Genomic DNA, 23,691 nt, shown 5'->3' on the forward strand with positions numbered 1-23,691 from the left:
GGCCGTCTTGCGCTAGACAGCGATGCTGCCACCGTATGAGGACCGCTGCCATGATCCTGCCGCTGCTGCTCGCGCTGCAAAGCGCGCCGAGCGACAAGCTGCCGCCCGCCAACCCCGTGCCCTATGCGGATCCCGACGCGACGGCGGTGATGGCGCCGATCGATGCGCTGTTCCGCGCGATGGCGGCGAACGACGGTGCCGGCGTGATCGCGCAGGTCCGGCCCGAGGGCGGGGCGACCGCGATGGAACAGACGGCTGGCGGCAGCCGGCTGCGCCATTACAGCTGGCCCGAATTCGCCGCCCTGTTCAAGCCGGGCGGTCCGCGGCTCGAGGAGCGGCTCAGCGACCCCGCGATCGAGGTGGATGGCGACGTCGCGATGGTGTGGGCGCCATACACGCTGACCATGAACGGCAAGCCGCTGCATTGCGGCACCGACCATTTCGATCTCATCCGCGACGGCGGGCGGTGGACGATCCTCAACGTCACCTGGTCGAGCCGGACCACCGGATGCAGCACCAGCTGACCGTCGCAGGACTACCGGCCCAGCGGAGGCTGAGATCGTTGAGCCGAGCGGACGGCAATAACCGCCAGAGACCCCAGCTTTCGCTGGGGTGACGGCGGTGGGCCAGATTAGCTCAGCTCAGCCGCACTTGCTGTAGCCGCACTGGTAGCAGGTGAGGCAGCCTTCGATCTTGTGCGCGGTGTTGCGCTTGCAGTTCGGACAGGTCTCGCCGGTTTCGGGGACCTCCTCGGCGAACAGTTCCTGCTGCGGCGCCGAATGCTGGCGCAGGATCCGGCCGATCAGCGCGATCAGGCTGGGGGCGTAGGTGCCCTTCTTCTCATGCTCCAGCCGGACCAGCGCGCCGCCCTTGGGCGAATGGACCCGCTCCAGCTCCTCGAACAGGAAGGTCGCGTCACCGCGCCGGCAGGCAGCCGAGAGCGTGCGGGTCAGCGCCGCCATCGTTTCGAAATTCTCCACCGACGAGGTCGAGATGAAGATCTCGAACGGCACGCGGCGGCCGTCGGCATGGGTATAGTCGTTGATGGTGAGATAATAATTCTCGCCATCGATCGGCCATTTGATCTTCACCGTCTTGCCCGGCAGCACCTGCGGGCGGGTGAGGATGTCGTCGTTGTTGACCGCCGGGGCAGCCTCGGCGGCGACGGCGGGCTTGGCGTCTTCCTTGATCGACAGCACCGAGCCTCGCACCCCGCTCGGACGGTAGGTGGTGCAGCCCTTCATGCCCTCGTGATAGGCGGTGAGATAGACCTCGCGGAACGCCTCGTAGCTCATCTCGGCCGGGCAGTTGATCGTCTTGGAAATGGCGGCATCCACCCAGCGCTGCGCGGCGGCGGCGACGGCGATGTGATCGTCGACCGACAGCTCGAGCGCACCGACCATGTAATCGGGCAGCGGCGCCGACGCGTCATAGCCGGGCAGGCGGGTGTAGAGATACCAGCCGTAATCCTGGACCTCGAACTGCTCGGTCTTCTGCTCGACCGCGGTCTGCTCGATCACGACGGTGCGGTTGTAGTGCCAGCTGAAGGTCGGCTCCACGCCCGAGCTGACGTTGCCGTAGAAGATCGAGGTGGTGCCGGTCGGCGCCAGCGTCAGCAGCACGCCGTTACGGATGCCGTGCTCGGCAATGGCAGCGCGCAGCTCGGCAGGCAGCTTCTGAAGGAAGGGCGCCCTGGCGAACTGCTCGGCATCATAGGCCGGGAAGGCGCCACGCTCCTGCGCCAGTTCCACCGAGGTGCGATAGGCCTGGATCGCGATCGCCTCGCCGACCTGCTCGACCAGCGGTACCGAGGCCCGGCCGTAGCGGACCATCATCTGCTGGAGCAGATTGCCGAGCCCGGTATAGCCGAGGCCGATGCGGCGCTTGTTGAGCGCCTCCGCCTTCTGCTCCGCGGTGGGGAAGGGCGAGGTGTCGAGGACGTTGTCGAGGAAGCGGACGCCGGTGGCGACCGCGGCGCGCAGCCGCTCCCAGTCGACCCGGGCGCGATCGGTGAACGGATCGAGCACCATGTTGGCGAGGTTGACGTGGCCGAGGTCGCAATCGCCGTTCGGTGGCAACGGCTGCTCGCCGCACGGGTTGGTGGCGGCGATCGTCTCGCAATAATTGAGGTTGTTGAGCTTGTTGACGCGATCGATGAAGATCACGCCGGGCTCGGCGAACTCATAGGTGGTGCGCGTGATCAGGTCGAACAGCTCGGCGGCGGGCAGGCGCTGGTAGATATACCAGGGTCGGCCGTCCTTTTCGGTGACGCCGACATGCTGGCCATCGGCGCGCGGCACGTGGAAGCCGAGGTCCCAGTCCTCGCCCTTCTCCAGCGCGGCCATGAAATCGTCGGTGACGGTGACCGAAACGTTGAAGTTCTTGAGGAAGTCCTTGCGGGTCTTGGCGGTGATGAAGGCGAGCACGTCCGGGTGCCAGACCGGGAGCACGCCCATCATCGCGCCACGGCGTGAGCCGCTGGAGCGGATGGTGACGCACATCCCGTCCCACATCACCATGAACGGGATCACGCCCGACGAGATCGAGCCGGTGCGGCCGACCACCGCGCCATCGGGGCGCAGCGTGCCGAAATCCATGCCGATGCCGCCGCCCTGCTGCTGGGTGAAGGCGGCGACGTTGAGCGCGGGCATGATCCCGGTGCCGGGCAGATCGGGCTCGCTATCCATCGAGTCCTGGATCGTCGGGCTGACGAAGCAGTTGATCCAGGTGACGCGCTTGCCGGTGCCGGCGCCGGCGAAGATCCGCCCGCCGGGCACCCAGTCACGGGCCTCGAGCGCAGCGAGCCCGCTGGGGGCATGCGCGGCGTCCTTGGCATAAACGCCGTCGACGACGCGCGCGAAGGTGGCCGACGGGGTCGCCTCGTTGCCGTGCCGGTATTTCTCGCGCCAGATGTGGACGGTGACCGGCTGATCGAGCGGGCCGGCATGGGTGTTCGTCATCGAGCGTTCCTTGTTCGTCGGCGCGCGAACGCCCGCCCTGGATGCAGGGACGCGGGGCTGGTGCTGGCCATGATTCTGTTGCCTACATATGGCGTCTGATGCAGCTTAGTGCCACCACTAATGGTGTGACAGACCACATTTTCCTACATCGCGACGGCGGCAATTAGTGCCGTGGCACAGCTGCCGGTGTGGGCAAGCGAGGCAGCAAAGGCAAGCGGCTTGCGCTTCGGTTCGTCGCCCGCACAAATCCATCTCACGCGGCGGCGCGGCCACAATCGCGGTTGCTCTCGCGCGCCGGTCGCGTCACGTAGGCGCATCAACTGTCCCGGTCGGATACCCGCTTCATGATCAAGCCAATGCTGCTCGCTGCCGTGTCGATGCTGATTCTCTCGCCGGCGGTGGCGCAGCAGATGCCGCCGGGGAGCAAGGATGGTGCGGCGACCGCGCAGGCCGCGGCCGGCGACATCCCGGCCACGTTCACCCCGCCGTCGGCGCAGAACGATTATGACAAGCGCGTGGTGATGATCCCGATGCGCGACGGCACCAAGCTCTACACGGTGATCGTGGTGCCCAAGGGCGCCACCAACGCGCCGATCGTGCTCACCCGCACCCCCTATAACGCCAAGGCGCGCGCGAATCGGGCGGACAGTTCGAGCATGCTGGCGACGTTGCCGCTGTCCGACGAGATGTTCGTCAAGGACGGCTATATCCGCGTCTACCAGGACATTCGCGGCAAATACGGCTCGGAGGGCGATTACGTCGTCACCCGCCCGGTGATCGGCCCGCTCAACCCGACCAAGGTCGATCACACCACCGATGCCTATGACACCATCGACTGGCTGGTGAACAAGGCCAACCTGCCCGAATCTAACGGCCGGGTGGGGATGATCGGCTCGTCCTACGAGGGCTTCACGGTGGTGATGGCGCTGCTTCATCCGCACCCCGCGCTCAAGGTGGCGGCGCCCGAGAGCCCGATGGTCGATGGCTGGATGGGCGACGACTGGTTCCACAACGGCGCCTTCCGCCTCGCCAACATCGCCTGGCTCGGCAGCCAGACCGGCTACAAGGGCGCCGGCACCGCGCCGCCGACCGGCGGGTGGGACGATTACGACAATTTCCGCGAGATCGGCTCGGCCGGGGCCTGGGCCAAGAAGTCGGGCTACGATCAATTGCCTTACTGGCAGCGGATGGTGTCGCACCCCGCCTATGACGCCTTCTGGCAGGGCCAGGCGCTTGACAAGTTGATCGCCGCCAACCCCTCCGACGTGCCGACGATCTGGGAACAGGGATTGTGGGACCAGGAGGACATGTATGGCGCGATCCACAGCTGGGAGGCGCTGAAGGCGGCCGGCAAGATCGGCAACAACCATCTGGTGATGGGGCCGTGGCGCCACAGCCAGGTCAATCGCGAGGGCCGCAGCCTCGGGCCGTTCCAGTGGAATGGCGACACCGCGCAGCAGTTTCGCGAGCAGATGGTGCTGCCGCTGTTCGACCAGTATCTCAAGGACGGTCCGGCCGCGAACCTGCCCGCCGCGGCGATCTACAACACCGGCGAGAACCATTGGGACAAGCTCACCAGCTGGCCGCTGGCGTGCAAGGCGGGGTGTGCCGCGCCGCTGACGCCGATCTATCTCGGCGCCGACAGTTCGCTCGGCTTCGCCAAGCTGGCGACCGGCGAGGACAGCTATGTGTCCGACCCCGCCAAGCCGGTGCCGCACCTGCCGCGCCCGGTGAACTTCGAGGACGGGCGCTGGGGCGACTGGCTGGTCAGCGACCAGCGCGGTGTCGACGGCCGGCCCGACGTGCTGAGCTACAAGGGCGACGTGCTGACCCGGCCGGTGCGCGTCTCGGGCGCGCCGATCGCCGATCTGTTCGCGCGCACCACCGGCACCGACGGCGATTTCATCGTCAAGGTGATCGACGTGTTCCCGGCCGAGAATGCCAGCGATCCCAAGATGGGTGGCTATCAGCTGGCGATCAGCCAGGACATCTTCCGCGGCCGCTATCGCCAGAGCGTCAGCAAGCCCTCGGCGATCCCCGCGGGCAAGGTGCAGGAATATAGCTTCCGCCTGCCGACGGTGAACCATGTGTTCCAGCCGGGCCACCGGATCATGATCCAGATCCAGTCGAGCCAATTCCCGCTCTACGACCGCAACCCGCAGACCTATGTGCCCAACATCTTCCTGGCGCAGCCCTCCGACTATCGGAAGGCGACGGTGACGATCGAGCGCGGCGGCGCCAATGCCAGCCGGGTGTGGCTGCCGGTGGTGCCGGTCGACCAGGCGGCGGTGATGGCGCGCTGATCGACGGTCGCTGCGTGACCGATCTGCCGGATCGCCGGGCGCATCGGCTGGCGATCTACGACCTCGATCGGACGATCACCCGGCGGCCGACCTGGACGCCGTTCCTGATTGCCGCGGTGCGTGCCCGGGCGCCATGGCGCTGGGCGCTGGCACCGGTGGTGATCGGTGCGGCGCTGCTCAACCAGCTCGGCGCGATCGACCGGCGATCGCTCAAGCAGGTGATGCACCGGGCGGCGCTCGGCACGCTCACCGGCGACGAGGCGACAGCGCTTGCCGAGGCCTTCGCTGGCGATTTCGGCGTGCGGCATATCTACCCGGCGGCGCGGGCACAGATCGCCGCGGATCGTGCGGCGGGCTTCACCATCGTCATCGCCACTGCCGCCTATGACTTCTATGCCGAGGCGATCGCGCGCGCGGTCGGCGCCGATGCGTTGATCGCGACCCGCGCGACGCGTGATGTGGCGGGGCGAATCCTGCCGCAGGTCACCGGCGACAATTGCTATGGTCCGGCCAAGCTCGCGATGATCGAGGCGTGGATGCGCGAGCAGGGAATCGCGCGTGAGCAGGCCATAGTGCGCTTCTATTCGGATCACCGCTCCGACGCGCCGACCTTCGCCTGGGCGGACGAGCCGTTCGCGGTCAATCCGCACAAGCCGCTGCGGCGGCTGGCGGCGGCGCAAGGCTGGCCGGTGCTCGAGTGGCAGGAGTAATGCTGCCCCGCACGGCGCGATTACGGCTGCAGGCGGCCTTGTTCGACGATGCCGCGTACCGCTGCCAGATCCGCCGATGAATCAACGTCCACCGCCGCAAGCCCATAGGGACTTTCGACCACCGCGGCCTCGATCCCGGCCAGCCGCCCGAGATGGGCGACAGCGTCGCGCAGGGTAAGCCTACCGAGCAGGTACCGCACCAGCATGCCGAGGCCGAAGCGGCGGACGATACGCCATGGCCGCTTGCGATCCGCCTCCACCGACTGCCACAGCGCCAGCGCGGCGGCGCTGCGGGGGGTGGCGAAATAGAACAGGTTGCAGCCGGACCAGGCGCCGTCGGCAAAGCGCAGATAGGTGCGCTTCGAACCAGGCAACGCCGCCTCGATGCTCTCCCGCCGCGCGAGCAGCACCGCGACGTCGGCGGCGGGCGGTACCGCGGCGAGGAAGTCGCGGACCCATGCCGGCTCCAGCAAGGCATGATCCGCGGTGGTCACCACCAGCGGCGTGCCGAGCGCCGCCAGCGCCGCGCCGACGCTGAGGCTCGGCCCGGCCGCGGCGGGGATCACCCGCAAATCGAGTGCGGCGGCGGCATCGCTGACGGGGCCGGGTGAGGCGGACACGCCGACCGTGGCGATCCCCGCCCCATGCAGGCTCGCGGCGACCCGCGCGAGCAGGGTGCTGCCGTTAAGCGCAATCAGCGCCTTGTGGGGCACGCCGGCCTCGGCCGCGAACGGATCGACCCCGGGCCGCGAACCGGCCAGGATCAGCGCTCTCGGCGTGGCCACGGGATCAACCACGGCGCGCGCGCCAGACGGAAAGGAGCACGCCGGGCGCGGCGAGCACCGGATGGCGTTCGCGCCATGGCGTCAGGCGCACGGCGACACCGGTATGGCGTTCGATCTTCCACGCCCCGTAGCGCGCCGCGCCGTCGAAGGTGAAGGCGGCGCGGACCAGTCGGGCGATGTTGATCGGCTTGCCCATCGCGCGGCGCTGGCGCCATGCGCGCAGTAGACGCGCGCGGCTGTCCGGGGCGAGTTGCGGCCGGTAGCGATCGCCTTCCGCGGTGAAACCGACCCCGCCGGCCGTCCAAGCGAGCGGCAGCAGCGCGACGTAATGATCGTGATCACGGGCGATGAACTGTTCCTCGCGGCCGCTGCGTTCCACCCGCAGCTCGGCCGCATAGGTAGCGCGGAACAGCGCCCGCCAATAGTCTACCGCGGCGCCGGCGTCCGGCCCCAGCGCCGCCGCAAAGCGCGCCGCCGATACCGCCGCCGCCGCGACCGCGTCGCGGGTAAGGCGCGCCGCGGCCTCGTCGGCGGTCCAGGCGAGTGCGGCCGGCTGGGCGAAGCGCGCCCAGATCGTGGTGTCGAGAGTCCGAGAGGCAGCGGCCCGGGCAAAGGTGGCGAGGCGCATGGTCGCGATCTTCGCGCGCAGCATCACGCCGTCGATCTCGATCTCGCGATAGCTTACCGTCGGCCACATGCCGTGCTCGACCGACCCGGGAGTCAGCACGTAGAAGTCAAGCACGCCGTCGAGCGCGCCACTGCGCAGGTTCGAGCCGTAGAACAGCACCGAGCAGGCTTTCGCATCGGCACCGAGTTGGCTCGCCAGCGTCGCCACCGCGGGGACGATCTGGGCAGCCAGAGCGCGTTCAACGAACGCGCCGAGCGTGTCGGTCACGGCACGACGAAGCGCAGCGCCGGCGCACGGCGCAACACGTAATGGCCGCGCGGGAAGCTTTCGCCATCAAGGATGAAGCTGGTATCGGTATCGATCGTCACGGTGGTGGCGTCGATGCGATGATAGCCATGCTTCTCGAGCGCACGCGATTCGCGGCCGGCAAGCAGAGGCGCGAGCATCATCGCCAGCCGCCGCGGCGGTGCATCGACCACCAGCAGCTTGAGCCCGGGCCGCTGGCTGCCGAACGGCTTGAGCCCGAGCGGCAGCCGCTCGAGCGTCGAGGCGAGCATGATATAGCGGTCATCGGTGCCATCGGGCCGGGTGTCGTGCATCCGGACCGCGCGGTCATCGAACCCGAGCCCGATGCGGCTGCCGGCACGCCAAGCGCTGGTACCCCGGCCGAACAAGGTCTGGCCGATTCCCCAGGCGAGCGCGAGGCCGACCGCGATGCTGTTAAAGGCGCCGGCGCGATGGGTCTGCTGGGCAAGTTCGGTGGCGTCGACGAAGGCACCGGCGCCGAACAGGAAGCCGCGCACCGCGAGCGATTGGGTGTGGCGCTGCTCGATCTCGATCGGCGAACGACTGACGGTGTGGCCCTGGCGGCCAGCGGCGAGCGCGGCGTCCAGGCTCCAACCGTCCGGCAGGCCAAGGTCGACCGCGAGCGCATTGGTCTTGCCCGAAGGCAGGATGGCGATGTCCGGCCAGCCCGTGTCCCAGACGTCGCCGGCGCAGGTCAGCACGTCACGGATCGTGCCGTCGCCGCCGTCGATGATCAGCAGGTCGATATCCTTGCTGGCGAACATCGCGAGGACGTCGCGCAGCTCGGCGCGGGTCGCCGGGGCGGCACCGATCACGTCCGACCGGCCAAGCGCGGCAATGCTGCCGCCGATGTTGCGATGACTGCGCGGATTGCTGATCAGGCCCGCGAGCCGCAGACGTCGGCCGCCGACGCGCGGCGGGCGCGTGACCGTAAAGGGCCGATCACCTGTCGGCTGGAGGGCAAGCCGCGGCAGCGCCCCGAAGTCGTAAATGCTTCCGTTCACCAGAACGCTGTAATTCCCCAGCGCGGCAAGCGGCTACAGAAATGTGACGGGCAGATGAAAAATATATTCCGATCGCCGTCATCAATTTGCCATGATCGCCACGGCGCAGGTCAGCCGAACCGCTCCATGATGACCCGGGCGGCGCGACGAGCCGCGGGCTCATCGGTGACGCTGAAAGTGCTGGCGAGCGCCGCTTCCTGTTGAGCCCGGAACGCATCGGGATCGTCCATCGCCCGTGCCAGCGCGGGGTGCAGTTGGTCAAGGTGATCAATGACTTCGCCAAGCCGCCAGTGCGCGAAATTGGCGTCGCCCTGCCACGGCGCGTGTCCGGGATTGAGGAAGATCGCCGGTCGCGGGCGGACGATCCATTCGTAGATCTGGCTGCTGGCGTCGCCGAGATAGATGTCGGCAGACCGGGTGTAGGTCATGTCCACCGAGCACTCGCTGCCGGGATCGATGATGATGTGATCGGCGCCGGCAAGGCAAGGCACGCCGCCAGGCGACCTGATCCGCCGATGTTCCACCGACGCGTGCCAGCGGCGCTGGAACAGCATCACATGCGGCGCGACGACGAGGTTGAAGCGGCGCTGGCCGGCAAACCAATCGATGATCGGACGGCCCCAGTCATACCAGGATGACAGCGCCGCATCGAAATGCGGGTTGTAGAGTACGGTCGGCCGGTGGTTGGCGAACAGCCGCGGTGGTGGGCTGCCGAATGCGACGGTGTCGAATTTGGGATAGCCGATGATGGCGTGATTATCGGGGGTGATCACGCCGGCTGCGAGCATGCGATCGCGCACCTTCTCGCCAGAGAGCAGCACCAGATCGAACCCGCGTGCGACCGCCCTGAAGCCAACCGACCGGTCCCCGGCGCCATGCGGGATCCAGACATAGTTGAGGTCGCGCAGCCCGAACCGGTCGCGCAGCATCAGTGAGGTGGTTTCGGGTACCACCAGCACGTCGAGCGCGGCGAAGATGGCGAGGTTCTCGCGCAGCATCGCGACCCGGCGGAACGGCGCGATCCAGCGCAGCCCGGCGTCGAGCGCGCGGGCGACCGGCCCGATCGTCAGCGCGACGAAGCGGACAGTCGCCGCTTGCTCGCCGAGCAGCGCCCGCACCTCCGCCTCCTGCGCCGGGCTAGAGGTCAGCACCGAGACGCTGGCTGCCGGATCGCGCGCGAGTTCGGCGATGACCGGTGCCGTGTGCCGCACCTGGTGAAGCGCGTCATGGTTGAACAGGAAACCGATTTTCATCGCGCGAGGAACCGCGCGATCGCATCTGCCGCGCGCATCGCGGCGCCGGGGCGGCCATCGCCGAGCGAGGCGCGGGCGAGCGCTGCCTGCCGCTCGCGGTACAGATGGTGCCGGGCGGGAGCGGCGTGGATCACGGCCATGAGCGCGGCCGGATCGTCGACGACGTCGCCGAGATGCCAGTGCGCGAAGCTCGGATCGTCCCGCCAATCGATGCGATGGGCGTTGAGAAACACGCAGGGCCGCGGGCGGATGAGGAATTCATACACCTGGCTGCTGACGTCGCCGACATAGATGTCGGCCGAAGTGGTGTAGCTCATGTCGACGCACCGGTCGGAGCCGGGATCGACCAGCACGTTGGCGGTGCTGCGCGCCTGCCAGCGGCGGCGGACCGCCTCGTCGCGGCGGCGAAACAGCTTCACGTGCGGCGCCACGATCAGGTTGAGGCTGTGGTCCGCGGCGAACCCCGCTAGCATCGGTTCGATGAAGCGGGACCACGAGCCGAGCCGCGGCGCCTTATGGGCGTTGTAGAGCACGACTGGCCGGCTCGTGGCGAAGGGCAGGCCGGTCGCATCGGCAAGCCGCTCGGCGGTGTCGAGCTTGGCGGAGCCGGTGACGGCGTAACCGTCGGCACGCACCAACCCGTCGGCGAGCATCCGCGCGGCAGTCTTGTCGCCGGCGAGCAACACATAGTCGAACCGGGCGACCTCCTTGACGAAGCCGCGCGCGCGATCGCCAGCGCCGTGCGGGATGTAGATCAGCGCCGGCCGCCGCACCCCGAAGCGGCGGATGCTCGCCACCGTGTCCTCAACCGCGACGATCGCGTCATAGCCGTCGAGCGCGGCGGCATTGTCGCGCATCACCAGATCCTTGAACATGCCGAGAATGCGGATGCGCTGCATCGCGCGGGTGAAGGCGCTGCGGCGTAGCGGCCGGATGTCCAGCGGTGGCGCGTCATAGGCGGCGCGGATTCGTTCGAGATGGTGCGGCGTGTCGGGATCGTTGTAATAGCTCACGACCTCCCAGCCGGGTCTCGCCGCGAGATCGAGCGCGATCGCCGCACCATGGTAGCACTGGTACGCTTCGGCGATATAGAGGAACGCGATCCGCATGCCCGCCCCTTAGTGCGGGAAACGTCCAGACGGAAAGCCGATGAAGGGTACATGAGTCAGTCGAGTTCGTTTCGTCGGGCGTTGCAGAACGTGGGTTGGCTGCTGACCGGCAAGGGCGTCGGCGCGGTGCTGAGCCTCGTCTACCTGGGATTGGCGACGCGCAGCCTGGGGCTGGAGCGGTTCGGCCAGTTCACCCTGATCCTCAGCGCCGGCCAGGCGGTGGCGGGATTCGTCACCTTCCAATCCTGGCAGATCGTGGTCCGCTACGGGGTGGCGCTGCTCGGCGAGGGGCAGCAGGCGGCGCTCGGCCGGCTTACCCGGTTCTGCGCGTTGCTCGATCTCGGCGCCGCGCTGGTCGGCTGTGTGATTGCCGCCGCCGTGATCGCCCTGATCGGCCCCCATCTCGGCTGGTCGGGCGAGTTGCGCGAGGAGGCGATGCTGTTCTGCTGGGTGTTGCTGCTGTCGAGCCGTTCCACCCCGGTCGGCATCCTCAGGCTGCACGACCGGTTCTCGATCGGCGCGGCGGCGGATGCGGTGACGCCGATCGCGCGTTTTGCCGGTGCGATCGTCGCGGTGCTGTCCGGCGCCACCGTCAGCGGCTTCCTGATGGCCTGGGCGATCGCCGAGATCGTCACGGCGCTGGTCTATTGGACGGCAGCGATCCTGACCGATCGCAGCGTCATCGGGCCGCTGCGCGGCGCTGTCGGGGTACCGCGCGAGCATGCCGGCTTCTGGCATTTCGCCTGGACGGTGAACGTCAACTCGACGCTCGATGCCGGCAGCAAGCAGCTGCTGATCGTGCTGGTCGGCGTGATCGCGGGGCAGGCGGCGGCCGGTGCCTATCGGCTTGCCTTCCAGCTCAGCCAGGCGCTGGCGCGGCTCGGCGACATGTTCTCGCGCGCGATCTTCCCCGAGTTCACCCGCGCGCACGAAAGCGGCTCGGCCGATCGGCTGCAGAAGCTGTTCCGCCAGGCGACCCGCTTCACGGTGACCACCGGGGCGGCGATCTGCGTGCTGGCGCCGATCCTCGGCCATCCGATCCTCAAGCTGGTCGGCGGCAGCGCGTTCAAGGGCGCCTATCCTATCCTGGTGCTGCTCAGCCTCGCCACCGCGCTCGACGTGATGAGCGTCGGCTTCGAGCCGATGCTGCTCGGCACCGGCCGCTCGCGCGAGATCTTCCGCATCCGCCTGACCGCGGTGATCGCGCTGTTCGCGATCGCGATCGTGGCAATGGTGCAGTTCGGCGCGATCGGTGCGGCGGTTGCGACGCTGGTCTCGTCGATGCTGGCGCTCGGCGGGCTGGTCGCCTCGGCCCGGCGCGCGGTGCGCGGGCCGCTGCCGGCGGCGCCGATCTGATCGACGGGGCGCTATGGAAGTTTGCCTGCGGCTTTGTTAGCCCGTCGCGGTCTGTCTCAGGAGATGCCGTGAATACGCACCGTTCGTCGTTCGGCCTTGTCGGCGTCTCTCTCCTCGGCCTGCTCGCCGCCGCCGTTCCGGCGGGCGCTGCCCCGGTGGCCAGCCGCTACGCCCCGCGCGAGACCTTTGCGCCCTTCGTCATGGAGCAGCCGTCAGGCGCGGTGCGCGCCGCCAACGGGCTGCCGGGGCCGGCCTATTGGCAGAACCGCGCCGATTACCGGATCCGCGCGACGCTCGATCCGACGCGCAAGACGATCACCGGCAGCGTCGAGGTCGATTATGCCAACAACAGCCCCGAGGCGCTCGACGTGCTCTGGCTGCAACTCGAGCAGAACCTCTACCGGCCCGGTTCGCGTGGCGGTTTCGCCGAGGGCGGCGTGGCCGGCGGCTACACCGAGGGCATGACGCTCGACGCGGTCGAGCTGCAGGTCGGCGGCCGCTGGCAGACGGTGACGCCGCTGGTCGTCGATACCCGCGCGCAGCTGCGCCTCGCCGCCCCGCTCGCTGCCGGCGCCAAGCTGACCCTGCGGCTGCGCTATCATTATGTGGTGCCGTCCGACGCATTCGGCGGGCGCACCGGCTGGCTGACCGCGAAGAGCGGGCAGGCGATCTTCAGCATCGCGCAATGGTATCCGCGCATCACCGTCTATGACGATCTGCGCGGCTGGGATCCGCTGCCGTATCTCGCGCAGGAATTCTACCTTGATTATGGCAATTACGACTATTGGCTGACCGTGCCGGCCGACATGCTGGTGGCCGGATCGGGCGAGCTGCAGAACCCCGACGAGGTGCTCACCGCGCACGAGCGCGCGCAGCTCGCCAGGGCGAAGGCGAGCGATGCGACGGTGATGATCCGCGCGCCGGGTGAGGTGGCAGCCCCGCCGCGGCAGGGCGGATCGCGCACCTGGCATTACCGGATGGACAACACCCGCGACGTCGCGTTCAGCGCGTCGGCGGCGTTCGCCTGGGATGCGGCGCGGATCAACCTGCCGGGCGGCGGCAGCTCGCTCGCCATGTCCTTCTACCCCGCCGAAAGCGCGGGCGAGGCCAGATGGGGCCGCTCGACCGAATACCTCAAGGATTCGGTCGAGCGCTTCTCGGCGCGCTGGTTCCGCTATCCCTGGCCCGCCGCCGTCAACGTCGCCGGGCCGGCGTCCGGCATGGAATATCCCGGCATCGTGTTCGACGGGATCGATGACGCCGGCAAGCAACTGTTCTGGATCACCGCGCACGAGATCGGGCACAGCTGGTTTCCGATGATCGTCGGCTTCGACGAGCGCCGCCACGCGTGGATGGACGAGGGCTTCAACACCTTCATCGACACCTTCCAGTCGGATGACTTCAACCGCGGCGAATATGCGCCCAAGCGCGACAGCGAATATGCGCCGGGCGGCGGCAATCCGGTGGACGAGATCCTGCCGGTGCTCGCCGACCCGACCGCGCCGCCGATCCTGTCGCGCGCCGATACGGTGGTGGAGCAGTGGCGCCACCCGGTGACTTATTTCAAGTCGGCGCTCGGCCTGCGGCTGCTGCGTGACGAGATCCTTGGCCCCGAGCGGTTCGACCCCGCCTTCCGCCGCTTCATCGCCGCCTGGGCGTTCAAGCATCCCAAACCGGCCGACTTCTTCCGGGCGATGGAGAGCGACAGCGGCGAAGACCTGTCGTGGTGGTGGAACGGCTGGTACGCCAACAACTGGCAGATGGACCTGGCGGTCGGCGGCATCGCGCCATTCCCCGCCAAGGCTGGCGTGCCGGGTTCGCTGGTGACGGTCGAGGCGCGCGACAAACTGGTGATGCCGGTGACGCTGCGCGTCACCTTCCGCGGCGGCGCTACCCAGGACATCAGGCTGCCGGCGGAGACCTGGATCCGGCAGGCGGCGACGCAGATCGCGGTGCCGGGCGCGACGCCGGTGATCCGCGCCGAGCTCGATCCCGAGCATCACCTGCCCGACAAGGATCGCACCAACAACGTCGCCATCGCCCGCTGACGGTTACGCGGGCGAATCGAATTGACGTCGGGCATCGGCCATGGGACCTTCCCGTCCTCGATGGTAGGGAGGGCAGGCCCGTGATCGTTCTAGCATTGGTCGTCGGCATTATCGCGGGGCTTCGCGCGGCGATGGCGTTGGTCGCCGTATCCTGGGCGGCCGCGCTTGGCCGGCTCGATCTCGATGGCAGTTGGCTCGCGTTCCTCGGCTGGCGCTACACGCCATGGATCATCTCGCTGCTCGCCATCGGTGAGCTGATCACCGATCAACTACCCTCCACCCCCAGCCGCAAGGTGCCCGCGCAGTTCGGCGCGCGGCTGGTTGCGGGCGGCGTCGCCGGTGGTGCGATCGGCATCGGGCTCGGTGCGCTGGCGACCGGCGTGGTGCTGGGCGTGGTCGGTGCGGTGATCGGCACCTATGGCGGCGCGGCACTGCGGGCGCGTTTGGCCGCTGCCTTTGGCCGCGACCTGCCGGCGGCGCTGATCGAGGACGTGATCGCCATTGTCGCCGTCGTGCTGGTGATCGGCCACCTGTGACAGAGCAGGTCGACGCGATCATCGTCGGCGCCGGTCAGGCGGGGCCACCGCTGGCGGGGCGGCTGACCGCAGCGGGGATGAGCGTGGTGCTGATCGAGCGCCACCTGGTCGGCGGCACCTGCGTCAACACCGGCTGCATGCCGACCAAGACGATGGTCGCGAGCGCCTATGCCGCGCATCTCGCCCGCCGCGGCGGCGAGTATGGCGTCAATGCCGGGGCGATCAGCATCGACATGGCGACCGTCGCCGCGCGCGCTCACCAGGTGACGATGAACGCCCGCACCGGCAACGAGCGCTGGTTCGAAGGCATGACCGGGCTCACCTTCGTGCGCGGCCATGCGCGCTTCACCGCGCCGCAGGTGATCGAGGTGGAGGGGAGGTCGTTCACCGCACCGCGCATCTTCCTCAACGTCGGTGGGCGCGCCAGCGTGCCGGCGATGCCCGGCCTCGGCGAGGTCCCGCATCTCGACAATACCGACATGGTCGCGCTCGACGTCGTCCCCGATCATCTGGTGGTGGTCGGCGGCAGCTATATCGGGCTGGAGTTCGCCCAGATGTTCCGCCGCTTCGGCGCTGCGGTGACGGTGGTGGAACGCGGCGAGCGGCTGATCGGGCATGAGGATGCCGACATTGCCGAAGCGGTGCGGGAAATCCTCGAAGACGAGGGCATCGCGGTACGCACCGGCGCCGAGTGCATCGCCTTCGCCCGACATGCCGAGGGGGTTGCGGTGTCGGTCAACTGCACCGCGGGCGAGCCGACGGTGGTCGGCAGCCACGTGCTGCTCGCGGTCGGCCGGCGACCGAATACCGACGATCTCGGGCTCGACGTCGCCGGCGTCGCCACCGATGCGCACGGTTACATCACCGTGGACGATCGACTGCAGACCAATGTGCCGGGGATCTGGGCGCTCGGCGATTGCAACGGCCGCGGCGCCTTCACCCACACCGCCTACAACGACTTCGAGATCGTCGCCGCCAATCTGCTCGACGGCGAGCAGCGCGGGCTTGACCAACGCATTCCCGGTTATGCGCTCTACATCGACCCGCCGCTCGGCCGCGTCGGCATGAGCGAGGCGCAGGCGGCGGCCTCGGGACGACCGTTGCTGGTCTCGACCCGGCCGATGACTCGGGTCGGTCGCGCGGTGGAGAAGGGGGAGACCAAGGGCTTCATCAAGATCGTTGCCGACGCCGAGACGCAGCGCATCCTCGGCGCGGCGATCCTCGGCACCGGCGGCGACGAGGCGATCCACGGCATCCTCGACATGATGAACGCCGATCAGCCGGTGTCCGTGCTGCGCTGGGCGGTGCCGATCCACCCCACCGTGTCGGAACTCATCCCCACCGTGCTGCTCGGGCTGGCGCCGCGCGACGCCGCTGCCGGCGGTTGAGACATTGCGTCGCGCGAGGGCTGGACTAGCGCCTGCGGCTGTCGCATGGGGCGGCCAGTGCCGGTTTAGCTCAGCTGGTAGAGCAGCGGTTTTGTAAACCGAAGGTCGCGGGTTCGATTCCTGCAACCGGCACCATCAAATCTGCAGCGACCGGCTACACTGGATCGAAGTCGCGCATCGACCACCGCGGAATGTTAGCGATCAAGCTAACATCCCTGGCTGCTCTTACCCGACACCGTGCCGCAATCCTCGACATAGATTGTCCCGAGAGACGAGAAGTCGCCGATCGCTATTGTCTCCGCAGCCCGCGAATAGCGGCCACGCTGTCTCGTCGGGCGCGCGCCACCGCCAGCTCGGCATCCGATTGGATCGGAGCGATCGCCCGCGGCTCGTCTGCTTCGGTCCGAGCCGCTGCCGGCGTCCATCCTCTGTCGTCCGCGGTGCCTGACGACGACGCCTGTCCAGCGGTGTCGGCTGGCGCGTCTGCGGTGGCGAGGTTGGCAGCACTGGTCGGCGCCGGGGTAGGCGCCGTGTCACCTGCGGTGGTCGACGCAAAGCTCGGCTCATCTTCGTGTCGTCGCAGCGATCCAGCCGGCCGGCGTCGATGGTTGACGTTCGTGGGCGGAGCCGACGCAACGACGACCGTATCCGCCGCCTTTGTTGTCGCTGTGGGCACCAACTCTGACGACGAACCTGCCTTTGTCGTCGGACCGGCTTCATCATTCGAGGCATAGTTCAGCAGCACGAGCCCCGCGCCAGCGAGCAGCGCAAATGACAGCGCCGTTACGATGGTGGCTGATGCCCGGCGCGACACCCCAAGCGACGTCAGCGCTCGTCGGGCCGATGGCGTGGCGCCCGCGGGAGCCTGCGCATTCGACAGCTTGAGGATCGTGGCCAGATCCGTGTCCAAACGCTCGTCGCCGAAGGCGCTGACGATGGCTTTCATGCGCTCGCGCCATCATGACGATCTGCCTGCGCAGAGGCTGGCGCCAAACGCATCCGCGTTGACAATTCGAGGGTGTCTTCACCGTCCGAAGCTGGATCTTCGGCCGTATTCAATGTCCAGCGCTGACTGCCTTCAATCGCAAGCGCCGTCAGACGGCCAGAGCGATAGGCGCCCGTATCGATCCCGATGCGGTTGGTGCGGAACACCGGCGCTTCGGAAATGGAGTGGCCGTGAACGATCACCGGACCATGCGACGCGTCGGATTCGAGGAAGTCGTCTTTGATCCACAACAGATCATCAGGATGCTGCCGCCTCAGCGAAATCCCTGGTCTGATGCCTGCGTGAACGAACAGGTAATCGCCATGGCGATACTGCAGGGGCAGCTTCTCGAGCCATGCCACGGGCTCCGTCCCTACGGTAGCTGCGGCACTGGCGAGGTTGTCCATCGTGGCAGGTCCTTCGGCTATCAAGGGATCTACGCCCCAACTGATCAGAGTTTCCCGGCCGCCGAACGTCAGCCAGTGTCGGTACACCGTCAGGTCGCCCTTCAAGGCCTTCACCATCATCTCCTCATGGTTGCCCTTCAACACCATGAAACGGTCGGTGGATGCGGTCAGGTTCATGCATCCTTTAACCATTCGGGCCGAGTCCGGACCCCGATCGACGATGTCGCCCAGCAGCAGCACCTGTGTCGGCATTGGTGACCGATCTGCTTGATCACGTTCGATGATGTGCATCAGCTGGCGAAACAGATCGTACCGGCCGTGGACGTCGCCGATGGCGTAGATGCGCTGAATGGCCTCGGCGGCCTGTTTCCTGCGCCTCAGCATCGATGATGCGTTCCCCGCGGTCGAAGTGCCGCATCAGAGGGCATTGCGATGTCCGAGGCTGGCAGAGAGGGCCAGACCCGCAGAAGCGGCCGCGGCGCCCCGAGACAGGCCGGCAGTCGCGAATCCGGTGAGCCTGAGCGGTGATCCCGGGATCCTGGTAGAAGCCCCGGCAAAGAGTTCGTGCGCGTCGTCCACCAGTCGGGTTGCAGCCCGGGAGTAATGATAAGACGCCAGCAGAAAGCTGTCGGAACTCAGCGCGTATGAGGCGCCGGCCGATGCTGCCGGACCATCCCTCAGGTCGTAGACAGCTGTATCGCCGAGGAACCTGTAGCTGAACGACGCGAAAGGCGTGATCTTGCCAATCGGCAGCGATACATCGGTGCCGACGGCATAGTCGTTCTTGCCGCTGGACAAGCCGCTGTGATCGCTTGCCGTGTTGATTTTGGCGCGTCCCGACAGCTCGATCTCGATCGGTGAGGAGTCTGGCGCAATCGTGTAGGATGCGCCCAGGGTAAGATCCCCAAAACCCTTGACGGTTCTTCTTGCGGGCGAGGTGTTCGGCGCCACCAGGATGGGGGTCGCATCAATCCCGGTGAAGATCGTTGAACGGCTTTCGATCCGCATCCATGGCAGAGATGCGGTGAGCGCCACATCTCCCAAACGGACGCGAGCGCCAAGTGCCGAGCTCCAGATCGTGGTGTTCGACCCCGTGCCGAACTTGCCCCCTGCATAGATGGTCCCCAGCGATACGTCCGCTGTCGTGTCGCTCCGACTGAGGCGTTCCATGGCTTGGGGAACGCTGCTTGGTGAAACCGTTGATGTCGCGCTGGAGGGAGAGACCGGCGTGGCTATGGTGTAGCCGACGTTTTCCCTCAGGGAGGCGCCGTCGTTCGCGACCTCCGCCGCGGCGGAGCCGATCGACAACGCTGCAATGGCGACACTGCCGAGGCCGGTAAGAACGGTCGTCATCCATCTCTCCCTTGCGACGTGCTTACCACGTTTGCTCTTATCAGCGTCCAGGCGCGTGACGGGTTCCCGATCCTGTTTAGATCGCGGCCTAATCTTGGTCTGCGCCGAGACCGTTATTGGGCGGCCAGGTGCATCCTGTCGCGCGGCCGTGCTGGCAGTGTCGTCGCATTGCCCTGCCGCGCCAACGGCAGGGGGACCACAGTAGCGGCTATCAGCCCTCAGGCATTCCGCATCATCACTTGCTTGCTGTACTGCCCGGGACGCGGCGGCGATGACTTCGGCCGCCGTTCAAGCCTGTGGACGCCGGCCGCAGGTCGGAGGCAGGTACGCGGCAGGCGAGCGGCGACCCGCCCGCCGCGACCATCAACCGCAACCTCAGCTCGCCTTGGTGAGCACGGGCGTCTGCTGGTGCTGGATCACGCGCCATACTTCATGCTCGAGACGACGGATCACGGAGGTGCAATGGGCCTCGTAGGCCTCGCCGCCGCGCCGGGCATCGACCTTGTAGGCGATGGCGATGAGGCCTTCCTGCGGTCGCGACACCTGCCGCTCGGTCAACTCGGCGCTGTCCCACACCGGGGTGTCGGCGACGGCGCTGATCGCCGCCTCTCCGGTGAACACGAACGGCGGTCTGGGCAACACCATCACCACCTCCTGATCGACCTTCTCGCGGTAGTTCTCCGCGCCCTCGGTCCACAGGCTCTGCTCGAAGCTCCACACGCGGCTATCGTCCATCGTCTCTCTCCTGGTCGTTGCGAGCCAAGCGGATGCGGCGAACAGATGTTCCGCGCCTGCCGATCATCAGCCCGCCACGGCTAATTGATCGGCCGCTTCATCCCTGCCGCTCGGCCCGCAACTGCGACCAATAGGCCAGGCGTTCGGAGAGGCGCTTCTCGAAGCCGCGCTCGGTGGGTTCGTAGAAGGTCTGCGGGGGCAGCTCGTCGGGCCAGTAGTTGGCGCCCGAGAAGCCGTCCTCGGCGTCGTGATCGTAGGCGTAGCCGGCGCCATAGCCGATCTGCTTCATCAGCTTGGTCGGCGCGTTGAGGATGTTCTGGGGCGGCATCAGCGAGCCCGTCTCTTTGGCGCTGCGCCAGGCGGCCTTTTGGGCCTTGTAAGCGGCGTTCGATTTGGGCGCGGTGGCGAGATAGAGGCAGGCCTGCGCGATCGCGAGTTCGCCCTCGGGCGAGCCGAGGAAGTCATAGGTGTCCTTGGCGGCGATGCACTGGACCAGCGCCTGGGGATCGGCGAGGCCGATGTCTTCGACCGCGGCGCGGGTGAGGCGGCGGAGCAGGAACAGCGGCTCCTCGCCGGCGGTGAGCATGCGGGCGAGATAGTAGAGCGCCGCCTGCGGGTCCGAGCCGCGGATCGATTTGTGGAGCGCCGAGATGAGGTTGTAATGGCCCTCGCGGTCCTTGTCGTAGACGGCGACGCGGCGCTGGAGGAAGCTCGACAGGCCGGCGGGATCGAGCGGCGCATCGAGCGCGACCGAGAACAGCGTCTCGGCCTGGTTGAGCAGGAAGCGACCGTCGCCATCGGCGCTGGCGATGATCGCGTCGCGCGCCGCCGGGGTGAGCGGCAGCGGCCGGCCCTCGACGGCCTCGGCGCGGTCGAGCAGCTGGCCGAGCGCGGCGGCATCGAGGCGGTGGAGGATCAGCACCTGGGCGCGGCTGAGCACGGCGGCATTGAGCTCGAACGACGGGTTCTCGGTGGTGGCGCCGACCAGCGTCACCGTGCCGTCCTCGACATAAGGCAGGAAGCCGTCCTGCTGGGCGCGGTTGAAGCGGTGGATCTCGTCCACGAAAAGAAGGGTGCGCTTGCCGATGCGGGCATGGTCGCGCGCCTCGGCAAAGGCCTTCTTGAGATCGGCGACGCCGGAGAACACCGCCGAGATGGCGACGAAGCGCAGGTCGACCGCGGCGGCGAGGAGGCGGGCGATGGTGGTCTTGCCAGTGCCGGGCGGGCCCCACAGGATCATCGACGACAGGCGGCCGGCGGCGACCATCCGGCCGATCGCGCCCTCGGGGCCGGTGAGATGCTCCTGGCCGACGACGTCGGCGAGCAGCCGCGGGCGCAGACGATCGGCGAGGGGCGCGTTGGCGCCGGGCGCCTCGTCGGGAGGAGGGGGATCGAAGCCCGCGAACAGGTCGGCCATGCCCGCCAAGGTAGGGTGCGCCGCCCTCCGCGTCATCCGTAACTTCGCTATCATCACGCATATCGCTCGCGGTCGAGATCGAAGATATATCTTGAACGCTCTTGCGCAACTACAAGAAAGATATATCTTAGCGCTATCGTGATACACAGGAGATAGACGATCATGCGATTCGGTATGGGACATGAAGGATGGGGCCGCGGCGAGCGCGGGCAGCATCGCCACGGCGGCCATCATGGCGGCCACCACGGACCTCGCGGCTGCGGCCCGCGCGGCGGCGGGGGCCGCGATGGCGAGGAATATATGGCGTGGAAGGGCGGCGCCGGCCCGCGTGGCCGCGGCCCGCGGATGTTCGACGGCGGCGAGTTGCGGCTGGTGCTGCTCAAGCTGATCGCCGACGAGACACGGCACGGCTATGAGCTGATCCGCGCGATCGAGGCGCTGACCGGCGGCGCCTATGCGCCGAGCCCGGGGGTGGTCTACCCGACCTTGTCGATGCTCGACGAGATGGGGCTGACCGCGCAGCAGCAGTCGGACGACGCCAAGAAGCGGTTCGCGATCACCGACGAGGGCCGCGCGCATCTCGAGCAGAATGCCGAGCTGGTCGAGGCGCTGTTCGCCCGGCTGGCGGCGGTGGGCGAGCATCGCGAGCGCACCAACGGCGCGCCGCTGCGCCGCGCGATGGGCAACCTCCGGATGGCGGTGCAGAACCGGCTCGAGCAGGGTAACATCACCGAAGATACGCTGCACGACGTGGCGGCGCTGATCGACGAAGTCGCGCAGAAGATCGAGAGGCTGAAATGAGCATTTCCGTTGCCCGGGTGCCGACCCATTCGGCGAGCCGCTACCTCCAGCAACTCGCCAAGCACTGGAGCCACAAGATGACGGTGGTGTTCACGGCCGAGGAAGGGACGATCGACTTCCCCAACGGCGCGCGTCTGGCGATGCAGGCGGATAGCGAATCGCTCGACGTGGTGCTCACCGTGCCGGAGGCGGAGGATAGCGAGCGGATGCGCGAGGTGGTGGCGAGCCACCTCGACCGGTTCGCGTTTCGCGAGGCGCCGCTGACGTTCGACTGGCGCGAGGGGTAGGTTGTCGCTCGGTCCTGCGGGGCCGGCGGTGGGCGTGCCTCGGGAAGATGCAGCTGTCGCCGGCATGACGGCTGAGCGATGACCGATGCCGGGCAAGCCGGTGGTGGCTCAGGCGGCCTTGGCGTGGTCGCCCAGCATCGCGAGATAGGTGTCGAGCACCGCCTGGTTGGCGGTGTCCCACAGATAACCGGCGGCGTCGGCATGGCCGGCGGCACCCATGCTGGCTTTGAGCTGCGGATCGGCGACGATGCGGGCGATCGCATCGGCATAGCCGGCGATATCGGTGGGTTCGACCAGATAGCCGGTGACGCCGTCCTCGATCAGATCGACCGCGCCGGTCGCGCGCGCCGCAACCACGGGGACACCGGCGGCCATCGCCTCGGTGGTGACGTTGCCGAAGGTCTCGGTGACCGACGGATTGAAGAACACGTCCATCGAGGCGACGGCGCGGCCGAGGTCGTCACCCGACTGGAAGCCGGCGAAGATCGCCTCGGGCGCCTGCGCGGCGAACCAGTCCTGCGCCGGGCCCTTCCCGACCACCAGCACCTTGTGCGCGACGCCGCGGCGTCGCAGCTGGTCAATGACGCGGGCGAACACGTCCAGGCCCTTTTCCTTCACCAAGCGGCCAAGAAAGCCGACCGCGACCTCGCCGTCGGCGATGCCGAGGCTGCGGCGCCATTCCAGGCTGCGCCGCGCCGGCTTGAAGCGATCGTGGTTGATCCCGCGCGACCAGATGCCGATCGGGGTGATGACGCCCCAGGCGCGCAGCAGCGTCGCAATCGAGGGGCTGGGGACGAGGACGCGATCGACGCGATTGTAGAAGCGGGTCAGCATCCACTGGAGCGCGGGCTCGACGAAGCCGATGCCGTAATAGCGCGGATAGGTTTCGAACCGGGTGTGCAGCGAGGCGACCGAGGGCACGCCGTGGCGGCGCGCCCAGGTGACCGCGCCATGGTTGAGCAGGTCCGGCGCCGAGACGTGGACGATCGTCGGCGCGAACCGCTCGAGATCGTCGCGCACCGCACGCGGCAGATAGCGGCCGAGCCGATATTCGGTGCGGCCGCCCGGCATCGGCACCGCAGGCACCGAGACGAGATCGCCGACCGGCGGGAAGGCGGGGGGATCGATCGTCGGCGAATAGACGCGCACGGCGACGCCGGCGGCGAGGAGATGCGCCACCAGCAGGTTCAGCGCCTGGTTGGCGCCATCCCGCGTGTAATTGTAATTGCCGCTGAACAGGGCGAGGCGGATGTCCTTCGGATTCATGTCGAGCGGCGCCATAGCGGGGCAAGGGCGGCAGGGCCATCATTGCGAACCGCT

21 protein-coding genes and 1 tRNA gene are annotated in these 23,691 nt (G+C 67.9%); 10 read left to right on the plus strand and 12 right to left on the minus strand.

The features are described 5' to 3' along the window. Positions 1 to 50: 50 nt before the first annotated feature. Entirely contained in the window at positions 51 to 524 is a 474-nt protein-coding gene (locus tag AC07M8_RS03625) for a nuclear transport factor 2 family protein (RefSeq protein WP_495173018.1), read from the plus strand. Positions 525 to 641: 117 nt separating this feature from the next. On the opposite strand, the gene AC07M8_RS03630 is transcribed toward AC07M8_RS03625, so the two are convergent. Next, positions 642 to 2,960, minus strand: a complete 2,319-nt coding sequence (locus AC07M8_RS03630; RefSeq protein WP_495173019.1) for an adenosylcobalamin-dependent ribonucleoside-diphosphate reductase — start codon at positions 2,958 to 2,960, stop codon at positions 642 to 644. Positions 2,961 to 3,304: 344 nt separating this feature from the next. On the opposite strand from AC07M8_RS03630, the gene AC07M8_RS03635 reads away from it, so the two are divergent. Together AC07M8_RS03635 and AC07M8_RS03640 are read left to right on the plus strand one after the other, a co-directional pair. Beyond that, complete coding sequence (locus AC07M8_RS03635; RefSeq protein WP_495173020.1) at positions 3,305 to 5,263, plus strand: CocE/NonD family hydrolase; 1,959 nt, start codon at positions 3,305 to 3,307, stop codon at positions 5,261 to 5,263. A gap of 14 nt (positions 5,264 to 5,277) precedes the next feature. Beyond that, the gene (locus AC07M8_RS03640; RefSeq protein WP_495173021.1) at positions 5,278 to 5,973 is read left to right on the plus strand and encodes an HAD family hydrolase; all 696 of its coding nucleotides are present in this window, start codon (positions 5,278 to 5,280) and stop codon (positions 5,971 to 5,973) included. A 20-nt stretch (positions 5,974 to 5,993) separates the two neighbouring features. Here the strand turns inward: AC07M8_RS03640 and AC07M8_RS03645 are convergent, their stop codons facing one another. The 5 genes from AC07M8_RS03645 to AC07M8_RS03665 form a co-directional block, all read right to left on the minus strand. After that, the gene (locus AC07M8_RS03645; protein ID WP_495173022.1) at positions 5,994 to 6,758 is read right to left on the minus strand and encodes a nucleotidyltransferase family protein; all 765 of its coding nucleotides are present in this window, start codon (positions 6,756 to 6,758) and stop codon (positions 5,994 to 5,996) included. Between the two features lie 4 nt (positions 6,759 to 6,762). Then, positions 6,763 to 7,653, minus strand: coding sequence for a hypothetical protein (locus AC07M8_RS03650; RefSeq protein WP_495173023.1), 891 nt, complete (start codon positions 7,651 to 7,653; stop codon positions 6,763 to 6,765). Continuing rightward, entirely contained in the window at positions 7,650 to 8,696 is a 1,047-nt protein-coding gene (locus AC07M8_RS03655; RefSeq protein ID WP_495173024.1) for a diacylglycerol/lipid kinase family protein, read from the minus strand. Before AC07M8_RS03655 ends, AC07M8_RS03650 begins: the two co-directional genes overlap by 4 nt. Positions 8,697 to 8,806: 110 nt before the next feature. Further along, entirely contained in the window at positions 8,807 to 9,949 is a 1,143-nt protein-coding gene (locus tag AC07M8_RS03660; RefSeq protein WP_495173025.1) for a hypothetical protein, read from the minus strand. Then, on the minus strand, positions 9,946 to 11,058 hold the full coding sequence (locus tag AC07M8_RS03665; RefSeq protein ID WP_495173026.1) for a CDP-glycerol glycerophosphotransferase family protein: 1,113 nt from the start codon (positions 11,056 to 11,058) through the stop codon (positions 9,946 to 9,948). Before AC07M8_RS03665 ends, AC07M8_RS03660 begins: the two co-directional genes overlap by 4 nt. Positions 11,059 to 11,148: 90 nt before the next feature. On the opposite strand from AC07M8_RS03665, the gene AC07M8_RS03670 reads away from it, so the two are divergent. The 5 genes from AC07M8_RS03670 (at position 11,149) to AC07M8_RS03690 (ending at position 16,521) form a co-directional block, all read left to right on the plus strand. Next, positions 11,149 to 12,414, plus strand: a complete 1,266-nt coding sequence (locus tag AC07M8_RS03670; protein ID WP_495173027.1) for a lipopolysaccharide biosynthesis protein — start codon at positions 11,149 to 11,151, stop codon at positions 12,412 to 12,414. Positions 12,415 to 12,482: 68 nt separating this feature from the next. Continuing rightward, positions 12,483 to 14,462: a M1 family metallopeptidase gene (locus AC07M8_RS03675; RefSeq protein WP_495173028.1), complete on the plus strand. Its 1,980-nt coding sequence runs from the start codon at positions 12,483 to 12,485 to the stop codon at positions 14,460 to 14,462. Positions 14,463 to 14,542: 80 nt separating this feature from the next. Continuing rightward, a complete protein-coding gene (locus tag AC07M8_RS03680) occupies positions 14,543 to 14,998 on the plus strand; it encodes a DUF4126 domain-containing protein (RefSeq protein WP_495173029.1) in 456 nt (151 codons plus the stop codon). Beyond that, entirely contained in the window at positions 14,995 to 16,386 is a 1,392-nt protein-coding gene (locus AC07M8_RS03685; RefSeq protein ID WP_495173030.1) for an FAD-containing oxidoreductase, read from the plus strand. The genes AC07M8_RS03680 and AC07M8_RS03685 overlap by 4 nt, the downstream gene beginning before the upstream one ends. 59 nt (positions 16,387 to 16,445) lie before the next feature. After that, a tRNA-Thr gene (locus AC07M8_RS03690) sits at positions 16,446 to 16,521 on the plus strand. Positions 16,522 to 16,675: 154 nt separating this feature from the next. Here the strand turns inward: AC07M8_RS03690 and AC07M8_RS03695 are convergent. The 5 genes from AC07M8_RS03695 to AC07M8_RS03715 form a co-directional block, all read right to left on the minus strand. Continuing rightward, positions 16,676 to 17,332: a hypothetical protein gene (locus tag AC07M8_RS03695; protein ID WP_495173031.1), complete on the minus strand. Its 657-nt coding sequence runs from the start codon at positions 17,330 to 17,332 to the stop codon at positions 16,676 to 16,678. Next, complete coding sequence (locus tag AC07M8_RS03700) at positions 17,329 to 18,162, minus strand: metallophosphoesterase family protein (RefSeq protein WP_495173032.1); 834 nt, start codon at positions 18,160 to 18,162, stop codon at positions 17,329 to 17,331. Before AC07M8_RS03700 ends, AC07M8_RS03695 begins: the two co-directional genes overlap by 4 nt. 33 nt (positions 18,163 to 18,195) lie before the next feature. Continuing rightward, positions 18,196 to 19,131, minus strand: coding sequence for a transporter (locus AC07M8_RS03705; RefSeq protein WP_495173033.1), 936 nt, complete (start codon positions 19,129 to 19,131; stop codon positions 18,196 to 18,198). Positions 19,132 to 19,506: 375 nt separating this feature from the next. Further along, on the minus strand, positions 19,507 to 19,866 hold the full coding sequence (locus tag AC07M8_RS03710) for a DUF4440 domain-containing protein (protein ID WP_495173034.1): 360 nt from the start codon (positions 19,864 to 19,866) through the stop codon (positions 19,507 to 19,509). Between the two features lie 97 nt (positions 19,867 to 19,963). After that, positions 19,964 to 21,283 (minus strand): replication-associated recombination protein A, encoded by a 1,320-nt coding sequence (locus tag AC07M8_RS03715; RefSeq protein ID WP_495173035.1) that lies wholly within the window; start codon positions 21,281 to 21,283, stop codon positions 19,964 to 19,966. 162 nt (positions 21,284 to 21,445) lie between these two features. Here AC07M8_RS03715 and AC07M8_RS03720 point away from each other — a divergent pair, with 162 nt between their 5' ends. Both AC07M8_RS03720 and AC07M8_RS03725 read left to right on the plus strand, forming a co-directional pair. Next, positions 21,446 to 22,084, plus strand: coding sequence for a PadR family transcriptional regulator (locus AC07M8_RS03720; RefSeq protein ID WP_495173036.1), 639 nt, complete (start codon positions 21,446 to 21,448; stop codon positions 22,082 to 22,084). Next, entirely contained in the window at positions 22,081 to 22,371 is a 291-nt protein-coding gene (locus AC07M8_RS03725; protein ID WP_495173037.1) for a DUF2218 domain-containing protein, read from the plus strand. The genes AC07M8_RS03720 and AC07M8_RS03725 overlap by 4 nt, the downstream gene beginning before the upstream one ends. Positions 22,372 to 22,479: 108 nt before the next feature. On the opposite strand, the gene AC07M8_RS03730 is transcribed toward AC07M8_RS03725, so the two are convergent. Further along, positions 22,480 to 23,637, minus strand: a complete 1,158-nt coding sequence (locus AC07M8_RS03730; protein WP_495173038.1) for a glycosyltransferase family 4 protein — start codon at positions 23,635 to 23,637, stop codon at positions 22,480 to 22,482. Positions 23,638 to 23,691: the final 54 nt, after the last annotated feature.

This window comes from Sphingomonas sp. GW821-FHT09E03, from assembly GCF_059416225.1.

Bases quoted from the DNA above. Each gene is read 5' to 3' on its own strand.
- AC07M8_RS03695 (WP_495173031.1), bottom strand. From the start codon at position 17,332: ATGAAAGCCATCGTCAGCGCCTTCGGCGACGAGCGTTTGGACACGGAT.
- AC07M8_RS03705 (WP_495173033.1), bottom strand. From the start codon at position 19,131: ATGACGACCGTTCTTACCGGCCTCGGCAGTGTCGCCATTGCAGCGTTG.
- AC07M8_RS03730 (WP_495173038.1), bottom strand. From the start codon at position 23,637: ATGAATCCGAAGGACATCCGCCTCGCCCTGTTCAGCGGCAATTACAAT.
- AC07M8_RS03660 (WP_495173025.1), bottom strand. From the start codon at position 9,949: ATGAAAATCGGTTTCCTGTTCAACCATGACGCGCTTCACCAGGTGCGG.
- AC07M8_RS03665 (WP_495173026.1), bottom strand. From the start codon at position 11,058: ATGCGGATCGCGTTCCTCTATATCGCCGAAGCGTACCAGTGCTACCAT.
- AC07M8_RS03630 (WP_495173019.1), bottom strand. From the start codon at position 2,960: ATGACGAACACCCATGCCGGCCCGCTCGATCAGCCGGTCACCGTCCAC.
- AC07M8_RS03635 (WP_495173020.1), top strand. From the start codon at position 3,305: ATGATCAAGCCAATGCTGCTCGCTGCCGTGTCGATGCTGATTCTCTCG.
- AC07M8_RS03700 (WP_495173032.1), bottom strand. From the start codon at position 18,162: ATGCTGAGGCGCAGGAAACAGGCCGCCGAGGCCATTCAGCGCATCTAC.
- AC07M8_RS03625 (WP_495173018.1), top strand. From the start codon at position 51: ATGATCCTGCCGCTGCTGCTCGCGCTGCAAAGCGCGCCGAGCGACAAG.
- AC07M8_RS03715 (WP_495173035.1), bottom strand. From the start codon at position 21,283: ATGGCCGACCTGTTCGCGGGCTTCGATCCCCCTCCTCCCGACGAGGCG.
- AC07M8_RS03725 (WP_495173037.1), top strand. From the start codon at position 22,081: ATGAGCATTTCCGTTGCCCGGGTGCCGACCCATTCGGCGAGCCGCTAC.
- AC07M8_RS03720 (WP_495173036.1), top strand. From the start codon at position 21,446: ATGCGATTCGGTATGGGACATGAAGGATGGGGCCGCGGCGAGCGCGGG.
- AC07M8_RS03710 (WP_495173034.1), bottom strand. From the start codon at position 19,866: ATGGACGATAGCCGCGTGTGGAGCTTCGAGCAGAGCCTGTGGACCGAG.